The organism is Rhodohalobacter sulfatireducens, assembly GCF_022012475.1.
Lineage (GTDB): Bacteria > Bacteroidota > Rhodothermia > Balneolales > Balneolaceae > Rhodohalobacter > Rhodohalobacter sulfatireducens.
The window spans coordinates 24,541-48,431 of sequence record NZ_JAKLWS010000033.1; the positions used below are offsets into that span (position 1 = coordinate 24,541).

Sequence of the window (23,891 nt, forward strand, 5' to 3'; positions counted from 1 at the left end):
ATAATGCAAAGACCGAAATCCTGAAATTCTTTTGTCACTCACAAAAGGTTAGTGAATCTCCACTTTATAGCACTTATTTTGCAAATATCTAGACTTATTACTTGAATGAAGTTATTGAAATACTAATATTGTCCATCGAACGATCATCTCATTTAATCTTATGAAAGCTCAGGCTATCAGTCGTACTATTTACCAGAACAGTTCCTTTCGTCTCAGGAAATATGATTTCAAAAACTTTCTAAAGGTTTGGCATTATCATCCGGAAGTAGAGCTTATTCTGATTCTGGAAAGTACCGGTACTAGATTTATCGGCGATAGTATAGAAAAGTTTGGGCCCGGAGATGTTGTATTAATCGGAAAAAACCTGCCACATCTCTGGCTAAATGATGATATCTATTTTGATGAAGAATCCACACTGCGAGCACGATGCCATGGGTTTCATTTTCATGAACATTTTTTGGATAATATTTCAAATATTCCGGAGATGCAGTTTGTGAGAAAACTTTTTGAAGAAGCAAACCGGGGGATAAAATTCAACATTGATGACACTGATCTGTTCATTGAAAATGTTGAAACCATCTATGCAGAAAGTGAAGGTTCTAAATTGATTAAAGTGCTTGAAATGCTTTTAAAATTAGCAACCACAAAATATTTTGAATACCTGGCAAGCCCGGGCTTTGTAACATCTTTTGAAAGAAAGAAAGACGATAAAATTTTCCGGGTCTATGAATACATACGAAGTAATTTTAGAGATCAAATCTCTTTAGATAAAGCTGCTGAATTGGCAAATATGGAGTCCTCATCTTTCAGTCGTTATTTTAAACGAGTACACAAAAAAACACTTACCCGATATGTCAACGAGATCCGAATTGGGTATGCTTGTAAATTGCTTATACAACAGAAGTATAATATCTCAGAAGTCTGCTATAGGTCAGGTTATAACAACGTCACACACTTCAACAGAAAATTTAAATCCTTCAAAGGGGTAACACCTTCGCAGTATATTAAACTCTATACAAATATCGATTGAGTACGTTTTATTAGAATTATCAGACTCATTCGTTAATGGTTCTACCGTCCTTTTCACTCGATAAATAGGCTGTCTCTACTACTTTCATTGTTTCAACAGCATCACTAATTGAATTGGGGTATTCATAGTGTGGATCTTCCAACTTTTTCATGAGCCCTGCCATGGGACCAATAAAAGCATCCGGGAACCACGAGCCATCAATTTCTTTCCTTTGCCATCCTTTTTGGTCAGATAGTTTATTGTATTCGAATTGATCTTCACGTCCCTTTGGATAATCGAGATTTACACCAACTTGTATCTTTATTGCACCCTGTGTTCCCTCAAATTTGATGTACGATTCTTGATGCTCAGGTCCGAAATCATGTCCGTGATTGGTATTGATTGCAGCCCTTTTAAGCTTCCCGTAATCCATATAGATGTTGGATTTTGTACTTGCTAAATCCTTCATTTTAGGGTGTTTTATCGTCCTGGCATAAACACTTTTCGGGTTCCCAAAAAAGTATCGAACCAAATCGATATAGTGCACACTGTGATACAAAATTTCTACTCGCGGTAACTCATATAAAAAATCCCACAAGTGCCAGGGAGTATAAACTGTCATTTTTATATCGATATCATGTAACTCACCAATCTCTCCCGTTTCAATCATCTGTTTAGCCTGGCAAATAAAGGGAGCCTGTCTCAGCTGAAAATTCACACCCGCTGTTATCTCTTTTTTCTCACAGAGATTAAAAATCTTCTTGGCTTGTGTTAGATTCTCTCCCAATGGTTTTTGAATCAATACGCCTGATTTGTCTGGAAGAGTAGATAAAACATCAAGTATTGCATTGGCAGGAACTGCTAAATCAAAGACACAGTCTTTTTCGTTAGCAATGTCATGGAATTCATCCAGAGTTTGAGCTGCTTTTGAAATGTTAAATTGTTCAGCTAATATCTCTGCTTTTTCCTTATTTAAATCGTAAATGACGGCTACATCAAAACCCGCATTTTGGTACGCCGGCAGATGGGCATCTTTAACGATTCCACCTGCTCCAATGATAGCAATCGATTTTTTTTTATTTGGCAGGAAATCCATTAATAATTGTTGACGCGTTTACCGGTTAAGATTGTAAGAAATAAAACCCTATAGTTATCTGAAATGAGCTTTTTCTAGCTTATGTCATTCCTCTATTCCCCTTACATCCTATGCCAAACATGCTCACCGTAGCCTTGTGCGAAGGAGAGGCTTCGGAGCACAGGTCGAAGGGGGACTCAGGTGGATGATCAGCATATAAAACATGCTTCATATAATGAATACGACTATAGCTTTGTAAATTCAACTGGTAGAAATGTAATTGTTAATGATTTTTCTGATCATTTAAAGTCGGTACTCGCACCCGGTTCCTGTGGTACTTGATAGTAACCGTCCTTAAGACGTGCAGGAAATTTGTAATAACTTTTTAAATGTGGAATATACTCTAAAAATAGTGAATCGTGACCTAAAGATATTTGATTAAAAAGTACCAGATGCTGATGGATTTGGCCCATATCACCTACATGGGGGACCATTGGGATATTAAACTTCTTCGACATCAAACTAATCGTTATAAATTCTGAAATACCCCCCACCCTCACTGCATCAGCTTGATTAAAACTCATAGATCCCGACTGTAAATAATTTTTAAAGATGACCCGGTTGGGAATATGTTCTCCCATCGCCAATTTCAAAGGATCAATTGCCTCAGCTAACTTCACATGAGCGTAAATATCGTCCGGATGAGTGGGTTCTTCAACCCAGTAGGGTTTAATTCCATTGAGTCTCTGACAAAATTCAACTGCTTGCGTAAATGACCAACGCTGATTGGCATCCAGCATGATCTGTGCTGATTCACCCGCTGTTTCACGAACTAAATGTGCTCGTTTTACATCCCGTTGCTGATCTTCAGATCCCACCTTTAGCTTAAATGCTGTGAATCCCTGGTCAACCGATTCTTTAACTTTATCCTCTATTCTGGCATTGCTATAGTTAAACCAACCGGCGGATGTATCGTAACCACGATAACCGGTTTTCAAAATCTTATCGATGGAACGGCTACTGAGTTTATTACTCGCAATAATATCAATAACATCGTTGCTAGTAATCACCTCTTCGACATAAGATAAATCCAATACATTTAAAACCTCTTCAGGGGAAAGATCAATCAGCAGCTTCCAAAGAGGAACACCTCTGGATTTGGCCCATAAATCAAAGCAGGCATTCGTTACTGAAGCCAAAGCAAGGTGAATGATTCCTTTATGAGGTCCCAGCCATCTCAGGTTTGGAGCATTTGACATCTGCCGAAAAATATTTCCGAAGTCAGACATCAACTCTTCAATCTCTTTTCCCTCTATGAATGTTTTAAGGTATTCAATCGCCTGGCAAACTAACTCGTTACCGGTTCCAAGGGTCATTGCAAAACCTGTACCGGTTATACTGTCCTCTGTAGTTAAATAGCATACCGCATATGCATATTGAGGTTTTTTATTTACAGCATCCGATCCATCCCCATTCTTTAAATCAAACCGGATATCATCGGTCAGACACTCTTTTATGACTGCTGGGCTATGCTTCATTGTTTCAATATCTTACTTTTAAATAATTTAAAATAATCGATTTGAGACTTTCAATCTTAACTAAATGATCCATACAGAATGGCCATGATTACAATTAGCAGAATTGAAAGTATCATCGAATCTTTACTTTCTTTTCGTCTATAATCCTTTAAAAATGCCGCAGGGGAATCCAGTGTGTAATCTTGGATTTTTTCATAGTCCGGTTCTTTTGTCAGTAAACTGGTACCCACAAATATTGCCGAGCACGCTACAAATAACCACCAGGCCTGCATCATAAACGAGATTCCAAGACCTTCTGTAATTAGTTTAGTATCCCCGATGATTGGAAAATCAATCAGAAAAGCAATTAAGCCTAAAACAAATCCTCCTGCAAAAGTAGCTATCGCAGCAGGGTTGTTACCTCTTTTCCAAAACACTCCCCATATAAATACAGCCGATATGGGGGGTGATATCACCGTTAGAAGTATATTAATTGCTTCAAATATACTATCGAACTTTGCGATAATGGGTGACCATAAAATGGCAATAACCATCACAACCACGGCTGTGATTCGTCCGATTAATACCTGTTTTCTATCACTAATATCCGGTTTGATAGTTTTGAATATATCGATAGATACGAGGGTCCCGGCACTGTTCAAAGCAGCAGCTATTGTACTCATCAAAGCAGCAAGCAGAGCAGCAGACATAAGTCCGATCAATCCAACCGGCATCAGTTCTGTAATCAAGACTAACAGTGTATCATCAGCCTCCACAATCAGATCGCTAAACAATACATAGCCTAATACACCCGGTAAAACCATGATAAAGACCGGCAAGATTTTTAAGAATCCTGCAAAAATAGGTCCAACTTTCGCATCTTTTAACGTCTCTGCTCCCAATACTCGCTGAACGATGGTTTGGTCTGCACACCAGTACCATATTCCCAATACAGGATAACCAAGCAAAATTGCCTGCCAGCTTAATCCTGAGGAATTATTTGCCGTCGGTATGATACTTAACTGCTCCGGCTTAACAGCCTCTTTCAATTCCGTCCAGTTAGTAATCCCCTGATCCGGCAGTGCCATAATTCCCAAAATTGTTAACATCAACGAGCCGGTAATGAGAATAACAGTTTGAATTGTCTCTGTAATAACAACGGATTCAAGTCCACCAATAACTGTATAAATAGCAGTTACCCCGGAGATTAAGAATATGGATACATAAATATTAATTCCGAACAAATTCTCAAAAACCACGGCTCCTGCATAGAGACTTACACCGATATGGATAAAAAGAGCGCCTAAAATTCCAAGACATGCAAGGCACATCCTTGCGAATCGCCCATATCGCTTTTCGAGGAATTCAGGAAGCGTGGAGATTTTATTTTTGAAGTAAAAGGGTGAGAAGACCAGGGCGAGCAAAATCAACACAAATACGGCCATCCATTCGTAATTTCCCCAAACCAGACCGTCATTATATCCTGAAGCTGCCAAACCCACTAAGTGTACGGTAGAGATGTTTGAGGCAAATAAAGCCGCCCCGATCGCCGGCCATTTTAAGGAATGCCCAGCAAGGAAATAGCCCTCTGCATTCATTTTCTTTTTACGGACAATCCACAAACCAACTCCAAGGATGGCTGCCAGGTAGATAACGATTACCGCGATATCTATACCAGAGATAGTACTCACTTATGATTAATTACTAAAAAATTTTTAGGGTGCATTATTGCAAAGTGGTCTTCCAATTAATAAGAAATCAATCTTAAATATAATGGCACAGATAAATTTGTCTACCATTTCATGGACTATTATTAACACTCATTTTGCCTCATAGATTTTTAAACACTAGAGTGCAGGGTTTTAAACCCTTGGTTGGAATCAATAAACCCCCTGTGTTATTTTTTCATATTTTCGAATTCTTAGTAGTCTGCAGATATTTTAAAGGAGCAACTCCCGTCAAAGAGACAATGCCTTCTGGCATCCGACCGGAGAAGACGATATAGCCGATTCGATCGATCCCTGAGTCCTCAAAAACGAACAAATAATCGTTACTACAGATGGCCAGCAGATACAGTTGAGCCGCATCGCCTTTTATCACGCCAGCCAGTATATATAAATACATATTCATTCCGGCCAACATCGACATGAATATTCAATTAATTAGAAATTTTGGCGATGGCTATATGCCAAATATTTTAAAAAATGCACTCATTCAGTACTGTTAACCCGCTATACCCGCATAAAATTTGTAAAACATCACTTAAAGTCTCTAAAAATCCGATTTCAATAAATCCGAATTTGCGACAATACTGTGATCTAATATTTAAAATGATGATCAGGTTTTGCAGCATAAACTATGTTTGAGTCCCATAGTTGGTTGTGCTCTTGACTGTCGCCCCTGTAACTGTTGTTTCTATAGAGTTCTTCCTAATCAACTCATGATTTCTAATTGAATAGATTTGCCCAAAATTATTCAGAATTTCCATACAGCTATTCCACTACCCTTTTAATAAGAATCAATCAATTCTACCAGTAAACCGGTAAATCATTTCTTATTCCTGATCTATTCGGAAGCGTTCGCGCGGCATCTGCTTGTTGAATATCGTTAAAATGTGCCAGTCAATCCCGGGTACATAAAGAATGGAGCACATTTGGAAAGATGCTTTGGTTTGAATGAATGGGCCGTCAAGACTTTACCAAAACCAACACTCACTTTTAAAGCAATTGATAAACCTTATTAGGAACAATCTGTGTAGTTAAAAAATTAGCGGAGGCCTTACAGGTTCAATAGTTGACCAAAGCCAGCCCTTTCGAACTTTTTCTTTGTAACTACACATATGAAGCTTATTCGCTTCCTATAAAAAACTCTAAACCAGATGCCAAAAAGTCCATTTCCTTTGGGTATTGATAGTTTGTTTGACTGCCACCCTCTGTCTTATTAACATCAATCAGAAAGAGCTTTCCATCCGCTTCAACGTAATCAAAACGGCCATAATCAATATTAAGATCTTCTCTCCACTGTCTTACTTCATCCGGAATTGGAGTTTCTTTATCCGAAACAGCATTTCCGAATTTTACGATTGGACTAGTCGAAGCTAACCGACCTGCGATTTCTTTATCTCCAAAAAAAACACAATAATTTGTATAAAATAATCCATCTTCAGAATTAGCGATAAAGCGTTCGACAACCAGGTTTTTGTTTTCCCAGACACTGTCTGGAACATCTGATATATCTTCAAGGATGGGGTATTCCAAAGGATTCAGGGTCTCAACTGTATCCCATTTGCGAAAGATGTTTCTGCTCTTCACCCATTTAATAGCTTTGCCAATACGTGTACGTTTTATTATAGAATTCAAAGTGGAAGAAAGATAGCCGGTCAAGTCTTCACGGTTCAAATATTCATACTCGGCAAGACCCCCATAATTTGCATCTGTTTTGATGATTACGGGCCCTGAATAATCGGTGCTTTTTGAAAGTATCAACTCGCTGAATCTTCGTCTCGAAATATCCAGAATTTGCCCATTGATTACCAAAGGGTATTTCTGGATGAGTCCAATGTATTCCTTTGGCATTATGGTAAGGTCGATACTAAGAATTACAACATCGGCTTCGGGCATATCATCCGGCCCAATATGGTAAATAACTCGGTGGCCGGCATCTCTCCAGCGCAAAGCATAATGATCAACGGAATATTTCATCGGTTTAGACTCTCTATGGCGAAGAATCAATATTGTTTTTCTATCGGGAAGTGGAGTACTACCCTTATAAACTTGCTGATTTGAGTGTTCAGCATTCATATTTCCAGCACGTTCAATAGCGCTCAGAACGTGCGTTGGCAAGTTCAATCCATACTGCTCCTGCCATTCAGGGGCAAGATAGTCACGGTTTGTTATGATTTTCCGGCAACAAGGGGCTCCACAATTACATTTCATCTCAAGAGCAATATCGATATCACAGGTAGAGTAATCGTATGTTATTTCTTCATCGGGGTGGATATCACGCAGAGCTACAAGAGAATAACTGCCACCCCACCACGTATTCGGATCACACGAGTGATTCGCTTCTCGTGAGATATCATCCGGTTCCGGCAAAGAAAAGCGATCAACACCACATTGAAAACCATATTGGTCAAAAGCTTTACGGCGTTTATTATCGAATGCCTCAATCTCTTTCCATGAATAGGTTGGCACATCCAATTGCCAAACCATCTCTCCTTTTGAAATCAATTGGTTTGTAAAGAGTCCATTCCCGTGAATGGTTCCTTTTTTCCTTATTTCGATTGCCGGATGCAACATAAGGGACCCTCCTTTCCTGAATTTTTACTGCAACTGTTTTGGAAGAACCTGGCTTGCGTGATGGATAGCAGGAGACCAGTGCTTTGTACGAATAGCACGCCGATCCCGGAGTACTTTAAGAGTATCGGAATCGGGGCCTGACGGATTCAAATTTTTGGATGCAACCATGAATATGTACTCGCCGCAATGGTAACTGGGCATCGTAAGTCTAAATCCACTTGTGTATCCCAAATGGGCGCCAATTCGATCCCTCGTTTGCTGAATAAATTCCACATCCAGTATTGAACCCACCTGGATGGAGGAGATGCCATCACTTTTCAAGGTACGGGAAACAGTTTCATAAAAATCTTCTTCAAAAAGTACCTCCGAAGGCCCAATGGCATCATTGCAGTCAATAATGGCTACATCAAATGTATCCTCATACTCTTTGAGCGCTTCACTTGCATCCTCGAAAAGCAGGGTAACCCGTGGATCTTCGAATGAGCCATTACTCAGGCTAGGGAGATATTTTGCGGCTGCACGAACAAACTGTTCATCAATATCAATCATCACGACTTCTTTCGGGTTGTGTTTGAGAACTTCACGCAGGGTACCGCCGTCTCCTCCTCCCACAATACAAACTCTTTTTGGCTCGGCATGGGCAAACATAGGTGGATGCACAAGCATCTCATGGTAGATGTGTTCATCGAAAGTTGAAAGCTGCACAATTCCGTCCAGAACGAGAACGCGCCCGTACACCGGATTGTCAAAAATCAGGCATTCCTGATACGGTGTACTCTCTTTGAAAATGAGTTCAGTGATATGGAAACCATGATTGATATGCCCATGCCGTCTCCCGGGAACGGTGCCCTCCACAAAGCTTTCTCTGTCTACTGACAGACCGGAGCGGAGCAATGGCTTATCAGGTGCTGCCGTGATTGAATGTGGAGAGTCAATCCCTCCACGCGCCAGTTTTACAATCTCTGTGTGTCCGGGTGATAGTGCCTTAACCAAGGTTTCATGTGCTTTCATCGGATAACTATTCCCACATGTGTAAATATCCACACCTGCGTATCCATGTGAAGGCCACGTGTGAATGGAAATATGGGATTCAGCAAGAAGGGCGATCGCAGTTACTCCCTGGTGTTCAAACGGGTAGGATTCTATAGAAATAATCTTTGCGTTGGCAGCTTCTGCTCCGTCAATCAAGAGCTGTGTTAGCTGCTTCTCGTCATTCAAAATGTTTGCATCGCAACTCCAGTAATCAATTACGATATGCTGTCCTCTTGGGTTCATGTCCACGTTTCCTCTTGGTTTCGTTCGTTTATATCTCTCCTGCACAAAAGGAGATGCTTGAAATATCAATTTTTCCTGATACTCGTCTTCCAAACTGCTAAAGCCACGTATCATACCACGACATGAATCGGCACCGCACTGACACTCAAACGGGGCCCTGTAATTATAGTGCTCCATATCATAATCGTATGTCAGCTCTTCCCCCTCCGCAATATCCCTTATTGCAATTGTATCGGCAGAGTTGAGCTTAGCTTGATCCAAAAAATTCCAGCGGTCATGTGTGTTCGGTTCACAAGAATGGTTCATAAAACACCACGGGATTTCAAGTGTATCAGGCACACAACTCGCACTGGCCGGAACGGCAGATATGGCTCTGAAAATTCGTTTCCTCTCCTCTGTTCCCTCAAGGATAACATCAACAAAATTAGCATCACCAACATAGATGAGAGAAGAAAAGTCTGTAAGAGACAAGATCTCACCCCGAAGTATTGGTCGATTTGCAACAAGATGCCAGTTATTCTGATCCTCAGTTACAATGCGATACAGAGAAGTCTGTTTTGCAGTCACAATTGTACGAGTCTGGTCAATTTGGCTACAATACATTTTCCCTCAGTCCTTTTGCCAACTATACTTTTAACATACCAATTAATAAAGTTAGTAATCTATAAATTTCACCAACTAAAAGTCGTTAGGATGATTCTCAAAATGGCAACTCTTATTTAGAGTCTACATATATTTACACTAATCCAGATTTAATAAGTACCCATAAAATCGCTATTAAAAATTGGTACTCAACCGTACCATATTGTTTGAATAATTACACCATCTCAGTAATGATTTCATAGCAGATCGTTGACTTTGCTCATCTATATAACGTATATGGAAAGCATATTTGAAGAGGTCGAAAAGTTTAATAAGGATTAAGCTTCTTGTCTTTCAAATTAAGAAAACTGAGATAAGGCTATTAATGTTTTCCATGTAGAATTATTACGAACTGTTTCTAATTTGCTAATGTAAAATTACCAATAGAAATGAATCAGTTATACTATCTCTCGATGGATGTAAACCGATATCGGTTAGGGAAAATCAAGAAAAAAGAGATGCCACTTCCCGAATCTATAGTCATAAGCATCGTACACCTAGACTAAAACAATGTAGCAGGTTTAAACCAGCTCTTACTCCTGTAATAATTCTCGCCAGTCACGTCCTTTCGTGACCCATGCCAGGTTAAACCGTGCAATGTTTCCTCCGCCGTCTCCCTCATAAAAAAGGTAAATTTGCCCCTCGGATGCGGTATTTTCACGTCCTGTGGCCATGGATGAGTAAGCAAATGAGCTCTCCACCACGACCCGCTTTACCGGCCATGTTTCTCCGCCGTCGAAACTGGCCCAGACCACTCCATTTTTTCGGCCGCTGTCTGATTCGATATTGCTGTAAAGGAGAATATCGTGACCCTCCACCGGTAGTCGTACCAATCCCGCCATAAGACCATAGTCTGAACTTTGATCTCCATCAGGTAATTCTTTACTTACAGAAAGATCTTCCCACGTCTCTCCGCCATCATCACTCCAGGCGATATGCCGCATACGCGGATTGAAACGATCATCAGAATAGTGGCGACGTGAGTTATAATAAATTCGGCCGTCTGAAAGCTCCACCAATGCAGCTTCGCCGGTACCGTTAACCGGAAATGGAGAACTGGTATGCCACGTTTTCCCGCCGTCATCGCTGAAGATCGCATTTGTATAGTGAGTTGACCAATGCTCCCGATCATTCGATTCCCCATAAAAACGAGATGGACGGATCAGACGGCCTTGATGAGCCCCGGACCGTAGCGTAATGCCATGTTCATTCATGTGCATGGAGGGAATATTGCCATTATCATCCGGATGAATGACGATCTCTTCCGGCTCCCAGGTGCGTCCCTGGTCCGTACTCCGGTACATTGTTAATGGTGAAGGTGGATGGCCCTCTTCAACAAAGGCTAAAATATCGCCTGATTGTTCATCAACAACGGTTCCTCCTCCCTGGAATCCCGGCTCTGCTATCACATTTATCTCTCCCCAGGTTTTCCCGCCATCCTCACTTCGGCGAACCTGGTAACGAGTACTTCCCCAGGTTGCGATGAGAGTGCCGTCTTTTGCCACTACAATATTAGGGAATCGTTCATCTTCAAAAAGTTGGAGCACTTCAAAATGTTCCTCTCGATCCCCCAAAAAGGGATTCTCGGCAGGCTGACTGCAAGAGATGAAGTAAAGTAGTATCAGTAATACCAAGAGAGAGTGTTTGTTTTGCATTTATATAACCATTTCTAAAAGTTTTATTCCAAATAAGGTCATATGTTTTTCAAACCTTACTGTTTTTTAATTGAAGTCGTACAATAGTGTCTGAATAATTGTTAAAAACTTATACTTAAATCTCTGTTTACTATTTTTTGATAATAAATTTTTTTCTTTACTCAAATAAAGACTTGATTTTATTCATGACCCTATATTTATCGGATGATGATATTTTGAGAAATTCCAATGAAGCATTTTTATACTACAGACGCAGCTAACTGCAACTTTACGTTCAAGCTTTGGCCTATTCCCATTGCATAATACATCCTTCAGTCCATCTTCAAAAATACCATCTGTATCGAAACCTGCGGTTAGCCAAATTGAAGAAACTCCAACCACAATTTAGAAGTGAAAGTAAAGGCTACAAGACGGTTTCCTCCATAGAATTTATTCTACACTTTGACTAAACAAAATTGGAAACCCGATTGAAAAAATCTAAATATTTTGTTTTCAGTGAATTCAACAAATCATCTCCATAACCTGTTATTCAAGACGGCTACTCCGTAGCAACCTGCCGCCATCAGCACCACCATTTTGAAACCAACTGACATGGACAGCATGACAGCCAGTGGAGCTGCTATCACAGAGGCAAACCCGTTAATCCCCCAAGCCCAGGGTACTAATTTTGGGGATCGACTCTCCAACACTCCTATCCCTGATACAAACATCCAGCCCAGCATAAATGTGAGCGGAAACAGCAACACAAGTGTAACAACAAATCGTGTCCAAAGGGAATAACCCACAAAAAGAGATAAGATCGGATCAAGCAAAAACAGGAATAATATTGCTATTGCCATAACTGACAGACCCGCGTATCGAATCCGGGAAATCGGCGGCCATGGCAGTTTCTTCTGTATGCTGCTTCCGACTCCTGAAAAGACCAATATGGCCGTCATGACCACCGCAACGCTATAAATAGGATCGCCCATAAAGTTGGTAAACTGCTGAATGAATACCATCTCCAAAAACATAAATCCAACGCCAATAGCCCCAAAATGAATAAATGTGGGGAGTTTATTTTCAAGATTTGACAGCTTCTGACGCATAAAGAACAGCGGCAGAAGAATCAGCAGAAATGCTATAAGACTGACCTCTGCAAATGTAACAGCAAGCACCACATACCCAAGCTCGAGGCGCTGAAACCAATTCTTTCCGTACACTTCTATGATGCGGTCGATGGACGACCATTTGAAATAATCATTAAAGTAAGGTCGGTTATCGGTGGGAGGTTCAACATCATAGATCCAGGAATTTAATAACAGATCCGGACTTTCTCCTAAAATTTGTTTGACGGCATGATGGAAGTAAGAATAGTTCTCCCCTTCCGGTCCGCTGATTTTATTAGTTTGTGTGAGAGTGTCGGATTGAATTCCGGGGTAATGCTCAAAATCCATGAGCTGCTGCCTGCCCGCCTCCAGGTATCGCTGTAATCTTTCATCATCAATGCCACGTTTCGCAAGGATGGTATTCATTGCCAGGTAATTTCTCGCCTGCAATAAGTGATTAGAAGGATATGCAACTCCTTCATTTTTCAGTGCTTCGGCAAACAGAGCAAATAGTTTGATATTATCTCTCGGCGGAGTTTGAATTCCTCTTGTGATGGTTATCAGGCCATCATCCGTAAGATCCAAAAACGCTTCGCGAATTCCCTCGACAGTGAGTAAAAAATTTTCATTCAGCGATTGCAATCCCTGGGTGCCAGAGGCCATCGATTCTCCGCTGACGAGTTGGATAATGTCATACTTCTTATGATTTCTTTTTAAAAAGAGACGAGGCTTCAGGTCTACGATTTCGACTTCGGGTTGCAGGTAAATTCCTCCACTTGAATCAGCCAGTTCACCGGTCATGAGATCAATGATCTGGGGATTGTTTTGCACGACAGTGATTTTGATGGCCCCAAACTGTTTTGCCAGCCAGATATTGTTACCGGTCGTTTCTCCCAACAGAAGTACCTTGGGAGCTTCAAAGAGCCGGTACGGAACAGATTGAGGGGTGGATGCCATAATCGAAGCTTGTTCAACACTGTCGATCTTAAAAATACTTCCGGCAGATTCTCCATCTATAAGTAACGACATTTGCGGAGGAGGTAAATCCGTGGCCTGTAATCCTGCAAAGAGCGTTTGATGAATCTTATCTGACTGGTAAATATCAATCTGAGCACGGGGTCCGTATTGGGTTGAGATCTTTTGGGCATCTCCCTGCTCTTTAAGCTGCTCGAGGTGATAATAGGATTTGTATGGATCCACTTTTGTGTCGGGTTGAAAGAAGATCATACTGATTCCAATCCCCAAACTTGCAATAATCGAGAGAATGCCGATGGACCTTCTTTTTCCAAAAAAGTATTCTCGATCAGACAGTAGCTGAGTGACAATAGCTAATGCAGCAACAATTGTAATTTTTACCGGCAACTGGTATGCCGGGAATTGAAACATAAACCAAAGTGCGATGAGTGCACCAGCCCCGCTCCCAAAAAGGTTAAAACCATAAATAACCGGTGCATTCTGCTGGAAGTAGCTCAGATAGAACCCAATAACTACTGCACCGAGAAAAAATGGGATGAATATCAGAATGTTGTACAACATCAGCCATAATTGCTGCTCAGTGCTGAAGAGAACGTATTGGATATCGATCGGAAGTGTTTCTGCAGCTAAATATGAAACGGGTATACTGACCAAAAACAGGAGTAGGAAAAAGAGAGACCAATTGGAGAAGTGTTTGGCAAGCTTATCATAAAGAAATGTCAAAAACGTACCGCTCACACCAAATCCAAGCAAAGCTGTACTGATCACCAAGTAGCTAAAATGATAATAGCTGCTCACAGAGAGTGCCCGCATCAACAATAGCTGCAATGCGACGAGGACCACCGACAGCAGAAAGACCGTCAACAGGTGAAAACCATTTGTTTCTTTATCCATTTGGATCGTTCGCTACTGACCAGATTTAAGAAACCATTTAACATGACTCTTATCTAAATTTAAAAACATAGCAATAAGTATGAAGATTCATTTTTGCCAATAACGGAAATTTCTATTATATCTATAGAAACCTGAGAGAATCCTTCAAGTTATGAACATCAATACGCATACACACCTTTTTACTCTTCGGAATGTCCTCTCCCGTGAAGCTGTCCGGGCCATTGGAAACAGGCTGCGGCACAAAAATGTACCTGAATATCTTGTGAAGGGAATTGAAAACTTCATCTACGATCTTTCCGAAAAACCTCGTCACCTTACGGAAGATCAGCTCTTGGAAGAGTTTGTTCGGGCGATTTTAAGTACCGACGTCTTTAAAGATTTCTCCAAGAATAACCTTCAGAAAATTTCAGCTCTGAATGCGATCAACATCAATGCTGAACATCTGAGCCGTGCAACGCTCAAACAAATTCTAAACGCACTCTCGGCCTGGGGCGATGCGAATGACAACGCCGAATCGAACCTTTTTGATATTTACGAAACGCTTCGGATCGCTCTCATGCCAAGTTCCACGGCTATCACCGATCATCTGCTCGATCACCTGCAGGTGGATGACGCGTTGGTTGGGTTGATGATGGACATTCGCGGCGATACCGAATCTAACCGCGACGAGCAGCGATTCCACAAGCAACGGGATGATCTGATGGAAGCCAGCCTGCAGCGTCCGGGTCGCGTATTTCCGTTTTTTGCGGTGAACCCAAAGCGTCCCGATCATTTTGAACTGATGAAGGATGCTCTTGAAAATAAAGGATTTGTAGGGGTTAAACTCTATCCGTCATTAGGCTACCAGGTGGATAGTGATGAGATGATGGAGGTCTACGACTATTGCGAAGAACACGATATCCCCATCACCATGCACTGTAATCACACCGGTTTCTATGTTGAAGAGGAGTTTATCGATTACTGCAATCCCGAGCATTGGGAACCGATTTTAGCTCAGCATCCCTCGCTGAAAATATGCTTCGCGCATTTCGACGGACATCAATCCTTCTCTGACCCGAACGGTCTTGATGAAGGTACCTGGGGCAAAAAGATTTTAGACCTGATGCAAAATGAGGAGTATAGCGGTGTCTATGCCGATGTGTCCTACCACACCGATATGATGGGCGAACCGGAACTGGAGCAGCACTACCTCCAAAAAATCAACGAACTTTTAAATTTGCCGGTGGTGCAGGATCGCATTTTGTTTGGCACGGACTCCTGGTTGTTACGGCTCAATATGTCTGACGAACTCTTCTGGTCCTATTTTCAGGATAAATTATCAGGTCCACAGTTTGAGCGAATTGCCTCCACCAACGCGAAGGTGTTTTTGGGAATCGATCCGATGAAAGAAAACTTCGAGCGATATATCAAGTTTCACAAACAGAACCGAAAGAATGTGGGGGCTCAACCCAACTCCTGGCTGCATGACCAGGTCGATGCCGATTTCAAGGTGAAACGGGACCATCCGAATTGGACGTTGCAGAGATATCCTGCACTCGTTGTACTCGCGGCCATGGGATCACAAATGTATTCCAAACAGAAAGAACAGGCGTTTTCCAGAAAGGCATTTATCACCATGCAGGAGTTAAAATTCTGGGATTTCAAGTTCGTAGATGACTCTGCCTTCGACCAGGAGTGCAAAAAACTCTCGTTGGATTTAGTGAATCAATGTGAAGCAGAAGGAGAACTGGAGGGAGAATGGACCCTCAATGAAGCACGACAAATGTTTGAGACCATGATTCGTAATGGAGAAACCCGATTCCTCGACCTCTCCTTCCAAATCGATGTGATGTACAGCTTTGATTATGGTACGGACCAATAGAATGAAATGGGGCATTTTCCCATCCTTCTTAAGGAGGGGAAAAGTTACTCAACTGATATTTATGGAATAAAATCACTTTTGTTATGACTCATAAAAAACTCACCTCTCTCCTTTTTACAATTATTATTGGACTTACTACATCATCCATCGCGAATGCACAGTCGTTTTCGGTGAAACCGAACCTGGCCAGAATGGACAATGATAAAATTGGATATGGTGTAGATCTTGAAGCCGGCTACGAAAAAGATTACACAATCACCTCTGAAACGGGCTTTCCCAGGTTTATTGAAATTGATCTGAGTGCATCGGCCAGCCTGCTTAACAAGCCTTCACTCAATCCGAATCATCAGCAAGTGGATGTTTACCTGGGTTATCTGATCTCATTCAAGAAGGCCCAGGATCTTACGCCGGGTGTAGAGCCCGGAGCGAGCCCGGATTACGGAGCACTCGGGTTTGGATTTAATGCCAACTTTGAGGCCAATCAAACCTTTACAGAGCAGAATTTTGAACAGGGAGCCGAATTGAGATATACCAATTCATCAAAGAAGTTTTTACCCGTCGTTGAACTTTCCTACCTGTTTGTGATTCCCTACCAGTCTGAATTTCGGGAGGAGTTGAACCAAAGCAGCGACATGTTTCAGCGATTTAATGCACGTGCATTTTGGGCTATTCGATTTGGTCATTTTCTCCTCAACCCCGATTTCCGCTATTTTCGATCCATAGACCTCGCCCCCGCCCTCGAAGAAAACGGTCTCGATGAGGGATTTCACAGCGCAATTGAATTAGGATATGTATTCAACCCCAGGGAATCCGGTCCGCTTCAATTCTTTGAATACCTCTACCTTCAATACAACCGTGGACAATTCCCGGTCTACCTGGAAAACCGAGAAACCATTGAGGCGGGGATTAGTTTTAGGTTTTAAGCAGCCAGACTCTAAACCTAAACCATGCATAAGTGACATCCTTGATTTACTGGAAGTAGAATCATTTATCCGGTAAAACAATCTCTACATTATTTTTCCAATTTATGCTTGAAATACCGGATTTAACAGTTGCGCCAGTTTGGGGAAAAAATTTTAGAGAGCTTTGCAAATCCTTGATTCCGTTATTCCGGACCCCGACAGTAGTGGGGCAGGCTTTGATCCGGAATCTCCAAACTATGCTAATGCCCCATAGACGAAGATCCTGAAATAAATCCAGGATGGCAGATGAGGTTTTGCAAAGCTCTTTTTAGTACTCATCGGATCAGGGTCATTAGCAGTGAATGCAATACCCGACAAATTTACTCATCCGATGGCTAACTATTTTATATCCTTCACCGGTCCAACGGGCTTTTTACTCCTTTCCCGCCTTTATTGAGTACGTGGGTGTAGATCATAGTAGTCTTGACGCTTTTGTGCCCGAGTAGTTCTTGTACGGTTCTGATGTCGTAACCATTTTTTAGAAGATGTGTTGCAAAAGAATGGCGAAATGTATGAGGTGTAACATGCTTTTGAATCGAATACTTCGATAAAGCCTTTTTAAGTGCCCGTCTAACCGTTCTTGGAGAAATATGATAGCGATGCCGAACTCCTGACCTTGGATCAACTCTTCTTACTTTTGATGGAAAAAGATATTGCCATTTCAGTTCTTTAGCCGCATTTGGATATTTTCTGGATAATGCTTTAGGCAATATCGTTTTACCAAATCCTTTTTCAAGATCCATCTTCTGTAGATGCTTTACTTTTAAAATCTGGGTTTTTAGACTTTCTTTTACTAATTCTGGTAACATTGTAACCCTGTCTTTCAAGCCTTTTCCATTTCGTACAATAATCTGGTTTAAACCAAAATCGATATCCAATATTCGAAGCCCAAGAGCCTCTGATATTCTTAAACCAGATCCATAAAGTAAACTTATTATTAAATTTTCTACCCCTTCTATGTATTCAATAATTGTCAGCGCTTCTTTCTCAGACAAAACAACAGGTAAATGTTTAGGTCTTCTTGCTCTCTTAAAATTTTTGAGTCTTTCGAGTGGGGTCTCAAGGATATTCTTATACAAAAATATAATAGCAGACAGTGCCTGGTTTTGAGTGGACGCAGCTACATTTGCCTCATTTGCCAAATAGGTAAGAAAAGCAGTAACATCTTTCTCGTTGAGTTTCTTCGGATGCGTTGTATCATGATAACGAATATAACGCACTACCCAACGCACGTAATTCTTCTCTGTACTGTAACTATAATTTCGCCTTCGAATTTCTTCTTTAAGTCTTGTAAGTAATTTTTTGGGCATTGGCTTTTATAGTATGAACCCAAAATCACAATATCCTTACGCCTTTTTAAGAATTAATCGGCGGATTAATCGGACATTTTTATACCTGAATTAAATATTAAACCGGCAAAAACCACTCGAGGTTTGTTCAAATACGCATTTTAGATTATAATGAGGCAGAATATCGGGTGATATGTTGTCCGTTAAATACACGTTAGCCGGAAAGTTCTCAGCGACTGCAGTTCTTGGCAAGATAAGGGTTAGAAGTTTACTTTTTGGCCTCGGCCCCACCAATGGAGGCCAGGTAGATGTCCCGCCCGTCTTGAAGTTGAGTCTGCCCATACTCAATTAATTTCTTGAGTTTCCCTAAATTCTCCGCTACAGCTCGGCGAATGCGTCCTACAACAAAGCGTTCAAGTATCCCAGGGTACCCTGTGCGGAGCGTCATCTCGTCAATCAGTCGTGTACCGTTAGCGGTAGCCTCAAAACGTAGATGACGTTCGAACATAGGTGAACTGCCAGAGATAGTCTTGATGATCAGGCTTTGCCCCAGCTCGTAATGGATTATTTCATAACGCTGGCTGTCCGTTTTCCGTGTTTGGTAATAGCGTACGCCACGTTCAGGTCCGTTTCCATTTTCCTGGGTCACCTTTGTCACAAAATAGTTCCATTTTGGCATATTCCTCATATCGGCCACAAACTCAAACACGTCGTTGATTGACGCCTGAATTTCAATTTCATTTTGAAATTTCATACTGCTTGCGCCTCCAATTCAAGGTCCTTGTTGATCGGAATGCGATTTTCCAGCCGCTCCTTCGCACCTGGATCGTGACTTGGCAAATAAACAGTGTGATGCTGCTCAGCGTATTTCAGAATCTTTCTATGGGTCTCTTGTTGAACGTCCGGATCGGCTCCTATCCCATCAGCTTTTTGCTCAATAAGTAATTCTTCGGTGTACGAGGCATCTCCTGCGAATAGGATAGACATAAGATCATCTTCAACCAGAATCACCGACAGATGGCCCGGGCTATGTCCGGGGGTCGGTACAAGATGGATATCCCCTGCTTGAGTGAGTGTATGATGACCGGTAAACGGCCCAAATGGTTTCTGGCTATCAAAATCAACGAATCGTGGTTTAAACCAGTCGGGCCAGCGTTGATTGAGATAACCATTCATTCGTCCCTTTATCCCAGCGGCCATTTCCCACTCTTTAAATGAGACAACAAACTCGGCATTGGGGAAATGATGCAGTCCGCCATCATGATCTTGGTGCAGATGGGTCAGCACAACCCAGCGCACGTCGTTTGGCGACAAACCGAGTTGCCTTAGCTGGGAACCAACTTCCTGTTCTGGTGTCATTTTGAATTTGGCAGCACGTTGCACAAGGGGCATGAACGGTGGGAACCATATACGCTTATTGGCGTCCACCGGGATGCCGGTGTCGATAACAATGAGTCCTTCCGGGTGTTCTATCACCCACACATAAATGGGCAGCCATTCGGTAAATTCGCTGTCAAACAGAGTGTTTTTAAAACGCTTGAGACCATTACCCCGCCCAATGCGCCAATTTTTTGTGATTTTTACTTTGCCGGTTTCTATCGCATGAATTTTCATTTTAGCTCCTCCTATTATGGTTATTTAAGACCTACGTTTTGAATAAAATTCTTTACCTCGTATTGAAAAAAGTCGTCTACATTCGCAATGACAGGCTGTATTAGATTGAACAATTCCAACATGATATGACCATGTATCTTCACCCAGGCCGTCGCTGCTAAATACAATGCGGGCAAAGGCTGGTCATGACCATCCACCTGTGTCAAATCAAGCAGCGATTGTTCTAAAGTGGGTGGAAAATTGCGATAATTAGTCGGCAGATCGATCTCCCCGCTATCAATCGCCTCGGAAAAGATTTGGGCGGTAACAAGAAAACTACGGCGTGCTGGTGGATAGGTAATACCTGTTGGTTGCGAATAACCGGGTATTGGATTGCCATAGAGTAATTGGAAATCAGTGGGATTATTGAGTGCCCACCCGCGGTAAGCGTTAGCAACAGCGGTTATTCGTTCAGCAGATGTAGTCAACTCCGGATTCTTACTATCGGCTTCAATAGTGTCTGCCAATTGTGTGAAAGCATCTTCAATAAGGGCTGTGATAAGATCGTTCAAGCTGGAATAGTAATAGTAGAGGGCCGAGGCCGTCATTTCCATTTCTCGAGCGATGGCCCGTATAGAAAGACCACTTGTACCTTTTTCAGCCATCAATTGCCGGGCTGTGTTTTTGATTTCTTCACGTGTGATGTCACGAATTTTTTCTCGCCTCGAACGTGCCATAAAAATAATATTACGGTGATAGATTTATTTAAACAATGTTCAAATAATTTAACACTGTTAAAATAAATTGTCAAGGAATACTTTCTGGATGTAAAAATTGACCGGTCAGTAGAAGAGCAAATCACAAAATGAGGTAGCAAGCAGTTTCGGCTCGTTCTTACAACCGTGGTTACGGCTAACCCACGCATTAACTCGGACAGGCCACGCCCATTATTGCCAGCTTCCCATTTATTAGTTAACCTGTCATTTGTAAATAATTTCAACATCTTTGCGCCTGCAGGTTATGCGCAAGGTCGTTATACCCAGCGAGAATAATCATGTAGCTTGAAACAGCCCGAACAATTTATTCTCATCTTTAGCATTCATTTATTAGATTACATATAAACAATTTTACTATGAGTGAATCAAAGGTTTCAAAAAAAATCAAAAAGTTACCTCCTGAGGCAAAACAGCAAGCCCAGGATTTTGTGGATTTTCTTTATGAGCGATATGTAAATGATGAGACAAGAAAATCAACAAAGAAAAGCATTTTAGAGAGTTCGTTTTTTGGTATGTGGAAAGATCGGGAAGATATGCAGGATAGTACTGATTGGGTCAGGAAGGTTCGCAAATCACAGTGGTCTAATCCATAAACATGGCTACCGGATTGTTGCTTATCGACACTGATGTCCTTATTGATTACAGTCGGGGAATTGAAAAAACGAAAGGAATCCTAAAAACTCTGGAGTCTGATCACGTACTTGCAATAAGTGTTATTACTCAGCTTGAACTGATGGTTGGCTGTGAAAACAAGGCCGATTTCAAATCCCTTCAAAAATTCTTGTCCAATTTTGAGATTGTTCAATTAAGTAAATCCACTTCGGAGATTGCTGTTGGTCTATTTAAGAAATATCGTTTAAGTCATGGTGTACTGATTCCGGATATGTTAATTGCCTCTACAGCCTTGACCCTCGAAATCCCTTTACTATCCAAAAACCGGAAAGACTTTCGCTTTATTAAGAAGCTGGATTTGATTGAGTACACAGTCTAAACGAAATATTTGGGTATAACCAGCAATTCCTGATGACGGCTTTGCGTTGGTTGCTCAACTTCAGAATTAATCAAACCGCAGCAGAATTGCCAAACCGTTATACTTCATGTTTTAAATTTAGTCTAAATAATCAACTTTCAAACCAAAACGTTTTTATTGAGGTTAACTTATGAATTCTAAAGAAGTCAAAGAACTATCATCGAGCTACATGAAAATTTGGAACGCAGGAGAGGAAGATTTGCTAAACCAATTTGCCGTGGATGACTTAACAGTCAACTATACACATTTTGAGAAAACATATAACAGCATTTCTGAATACAAAGCAATGCTTAAACAAACTCATAATTTTTTTCTGATTTGGAAATTAAATTAGAAGAAGTAATTCCAAGTGAGGATATAGAGGGCGCTACGATTATCTGGGAATACAATGGAACTCATGAAAATGGTAACTTATTTGGCGTTGAATCATCAGGAAAAAAAGTGACCGTACGTGGAATGACTTTTCTGAAATGTGAAAACGGGAAGGTTATAGAAGAAAAGGGAATAGTAGATAACTTGAGCCTGCTGATGCAGTTGGGAGCATTGGGGTAAAACTGTGAGTCTAAAAACACCTTAGAAATTGAGTAAATAATGTACTTTAAGCACCTTTTGCGTAAAGTCATTACCTATTTATAATTATGACAGAAATATTGATTGGAATACTTGTAGGTTTGGTAATAATTATTAGTGGTAAAATTACGAAATTCGATAATGATGAGTCGTTTTATCCACTGATATTGATCTTTATCTCCTTACTGTACATCTTGTTTGCTTCTATTGATCAAGGTTTTTCTGTTATATTAGTTGAGACATTAATAGCAGCATTCTTTATATCATGTGCAATATTGGGGTTTAAAGGCAGTAAATTATGGATTCCTATTGGATACGCATTACACGGCTTCTTTGACATACTTCACCCAAATCTTTTGAATAACTCAGGTGTTCCGGCATGGTGGCCAGGATTTTGCTTAGGTATTGATGAAGTAATTGCTCTTTATTTGATCTGGAAAATCTACAATAAGAAAGTATAACCAGCGCATTAAGTGGGACGTGCCTCGCCGTTGGCTGCCGGTTTCGATTTGGTTAGTTTCCGTAGTACATTTTTAAACAAATTCGGCGTTATTTTGCACGCCCCTTATGCGCAATGTCGTTATACTCCGAGTAGAGTTATGTCGTTTTTACAAGAGACAGAGATTACCTACATTTAGATATGTCTGAAAAAGAACTCATAAAACAAATCAGGAAGCTTCCCAGCAAAGCTCAGCAAGAAGCTGCAGATTTTGTCGAATTTCTTTCCCAAAAGTATATCCAGCGGCCAAAGGATTCTAGCTCATCTCAAGAAAAATCGATTTTAGAAAGTCCATTCAGAGGCATGTGGAAAGATAGAGAAGACATGCAAGACAGTACAAAGTGGGTTCGAGAACTTCGAAAAAGTCGTTGGGCCAAATAATAACAATTATGGCTAAATCTGTAATTGTTGATACAGATGTTCTCATCGATTTTAGTTTAGACAGACCTGATGCCGTTCAAACAATGGCAATACTTGAAGAAAATTACACAATTACTGTCAGTGTAATTACAGCGATGGAATTGTACGCAGGTTGCCGAAATAAGAAAGATCTTAAGATAGTTGATGAATTATTGTCTGGTATACCGATCGAATTGGTAACGAAGGCAGTGTCGGAAAAAGCGTTGGAACTGATGAGGAAGTTCAGGTCGAGCCATGGTGTAGAAATAAATGATATGCTGATTGCCGCAGCTGCGATGACATTAGAAGTGAAATTGATCAGTAAAAATCAGAAGCACTATATATTTCTACCGGGTTTGGACCTCCTAAAATATCCTGTGATCGAAGTATAATCGAGTAGACGGCCGTGAGCAATAAGCCCACGGTGCGCCTCTCCCACCACCGTACATACGGGTCGCGTATACGGCGGTTTGCTACGTTGACC

General features: G+C 41.1%; 20 protein-coding genes. 9 read left to right on the plus strand and 11 right to left on the minus strand.

The genetic code is table 11. The features are described 5' to 3' along the window. Positions 1 to 160 precede the first annotated feature (160 nt). On the plus strand, positions 161 to 1,030 hold the full coding sequence (locus tag L6773_RS17795; protein WP_237855856.1) for an AraC family transcriptional regulator: 870 nt from the start codon (positions 161 to 163) through the stop codon (positions 1,028 to 1,030). Positions 1,031 to 1,055: 25 nt separating this feature from the next. Here L6773_RS17795 and L6773_RS17800 read toward each other — a convergent pair whose 3' ends face one another. From L6773_RS17800 to L6773_RS17830, 7 genes are all read right to left on the minus strand, one after another. Continuing rightward, a complete protein-coding gene (locus tag L6773_RS17800) occupies positions 1,056 to 2,105 on the minus strand; it encodes a Gfo/Idh/MocA family protein (protein WP_237855858.1) in 1,050 nt (349 codons plus the stop codon). A 278-nt stretch (positions 2,106 to 2,383) separates the two neighbouring features. Beyond that, on the minus strand, positions 2,384 to 3,622 hold the full coding sequence (locus L6773_RS17805) for an enolase C-terminal domain-like protein (protein WP_237855859.1): 1,239 nt from the start codon (positions 3,620 to 3,622) through the stop codon (positions 2,384 to 2,386). A gap of 56 nt (positions 3,623 to 3,678) precedes the next feature. Continuing rightward, complete coding sequence (locus L6773_RS17810) at positions 3,679 to 5,292, minus strand: sodium:solute symporter (protein WP_237855860.1); 1,614 nt, start codon at positions 5,290 to 5,292, stop codon at positions 3,679 to 3,681. 1,155 nt (positions 5,293 to 6,447) lie between these two features. Continuing rightward, entirely contained in the window at positions 6,448 to 7,899 is a 1,452-nt protein-coding gene (locus tag L6773_RS17815) for an SET domain-containing protein (protein ID WP_237855861.1), read from the minus strand. A gap of 24 nt (positions 7,900 to 7,923) precedes the next feature. Beyond that, the gene (speD, locus tag L6773_RS17820) at positions 7,924 to 9,777 is read right to left on the minus strand and encodes an adenosylmethionine decarboxylase (protein ID WP_237855862.1); all 1,854 of its coding nucleotides are present in this window, start codon (positions 9,775 to 9,777) and stop codon (positions 7,924 to 7,926) included. 572 nt (positions 9,778 to 10,349) lie between these two features. Next, complete coding sequence (locus L6773_RS17825; RefSeq protein WP_237855863.1) at positions 10,350 to 11,471, minus strand: sialidase family protein; 1,122 nt, start codon at positions 11,469 to 11,471, stop codon at positions 10,350 to 10,352. 509 nt (positions 11,472 to 11,980) lie between these two features. Continuing rightward, entirely contained in the window at positions 11,981 to 14,428 is a 2,448-nt protein-coding gene (locus L6773_RS17830; protein ID WP_237855864.1) for a spermidine synthase family protein, read from the minus strand. Positions 14,429 to 14,579: 151 nt separating this feature from the next. Between L6773_RS17830 and L6773_RS17835 the strand changes: the two genes are divergently transcribed. Further along, on the plus strand, positions 14,580 to 16,289 hold the full coding sequence (locus L6773_RS17835) for an amidohydrolase family protein (RefSeq protein ID WP_237855865.1): 1,710 nt from the start codon (positions 14,580 to 14,582) through the stop codon (positions 16,287 to 16,289). A gap of 83 nt (positions 16,290 to 16,372) precedes the next feature. Then, the gene (locus tag L6773_RS17840; protein ID WP_237855867.1) at positions 16,373 to 17,212 is read left to right on the plus strand and encodes a hypothetical protein; all 840 of its coding nucleotides are present in this window, start codon (positions 16,373 to 16,375) and stop codon (positions 17,210 to 17,212) included. Positions 17,213 to 17,604: 392 nt separating this feature from the next. Here the strand turns inward: L6773_RS17840 and L6773_RS17845 are convergent, their stop codons facing one another. The 4 genes from L6773_RS17845 to L6773_RS17860 form a co-directional block, all read right to left on the minus strand. Next, positions 17,605 to 18,561: an integron integrase gene (locus L6773_RS17845; protein ID WP_237855868.1), complete on the minus strand. Its 957-nt coding sequence runs from the start codon at positions 18,559 to 18,561 to the stop codon at positions 17,605 to 17,607. 247 nt (positions 18,562 to 18,808) lie between these two features. After that, positions 18,809 to 19,294 carry an SRPBCC family protein gene (locus L6773_RS17850; RefSeq protein WP_237855869.1) on the minus strand — a complete coding sequence of 162 codons (486 nt, stop codon included), beginning with the start codon at positions 19,292 to 19,294 and terminating at the stop codon, positions 18,809 to 18,811. Beyond that, positions 19,291 to 20,154 (minus strand): N-acyl homoserine lactonase family protein, encoded by an 864-nt coding sequence (locus L6773_RS17855; RefSeq protein ID WP_237855870.1) that lies wholly within the window; start codon positions 20,152 to 20,154, stop codon positions 19,291 to 19,293. Before L6773_RS17855 ends, L6773_RS17850 begins: the two co-directional genes overlap by 4 nt. A gap of 20 nt (positions 20,155 to 20,174) precedes the next feature. Continuing rightward, a complete protein-coding gene (locus L6773_RS17860; protein ID WP_237855871.1) occupies positions 20,175 to 20,870 on the minus strand; it encodes a TetR/AcrR family transcriptional regulator in 696 nt (231 codons plus the stop codon). 395 nt (positions 20,871 to 21,265) lie between these two features. Here L6773_RS17860 and L6773_RS17865 point away from each other — a divergent pair, with 395 nt between their 5' ends. The 6 genes from L6773_RS17865 (at position 21,266) to L6773_RS17890 (ending at position 23,799) form a co-directional block, all read left to right on the plus strand. Then, the gene (locus L6773_RS17865; protein ID WP_237855872.1) at positions 21,266 to 21,502 is read left to right on the plus strand and encodes a DUF2281 domain-containing protein; all 237 of its coding nucleotides are present in this window, start codon (positions 21,266 to 21,268) and stop codon (positions 21,500 to 21,502) included. Positions 21,503 to 21,504: 2 nt separating this feature from the next. Beyond that, the gene (locus L6773_RS17870) at positions 21,505 to 21,900 is read left to right on the plus strand and encodes a type II toxin-antitoxin system VapC family toxin (protein ID WP_237855873.1); all 396 of its coding nucleotides are present in this window, start codon (positions 21,505 to 21,507) and stop codon (positions 21,898 to 21,900) included. 357 nt (positions 21,901 to 22,257) lie between these two features. Continuing rightward, entirely contained in the window at positions 22,258 to 22,491 is a 234-nt protein-coding gene (locus L6773_RS17875) for an ester cyclase (RefSeq protein WP_237855875.1), read from the plus strand. Positions 22,492 to 22,577: 86 nt separating this feature from the next. Beyond that, entirely contained in the window at positions 22,578 to 22,970 is a 393-nt protein-coding gene (locus L6773_RS17880) for a DUF6010 family protein (RefSeq protein ID WP_237855876.1), read from the plus strand. Positions 22,971 to 23,149: 179 nt separating this feature from the next. Continuing rightward, a complete protein-coding gene (locus L6773_RS17885) occupies positions 23,150 to 23,389 on the plus strand; it encodes a DUF2281 domain-containing protein (RefSeq protein WP_237855877.1) in 240 nt (79 codons plus the stop codon). 8 nt (positions 23,390 to 23,397) lie between these two features. Further along, positions 23,398 to 23,799 carry a type II toxin-antitoxin system VapC family toxin gene (locus L6773_RS17890; protein WP_237855878.1) on the plus strand — a complete coding sequence of 134 codons (402 nt, stop codon included), beginning with the start codon at positions 23,398 to 23,400 and terminating at the stop codon, positions 23,797 to 23,799. Positions 23,800 to 23,891 lie beyond the last annotated feature (92 nt).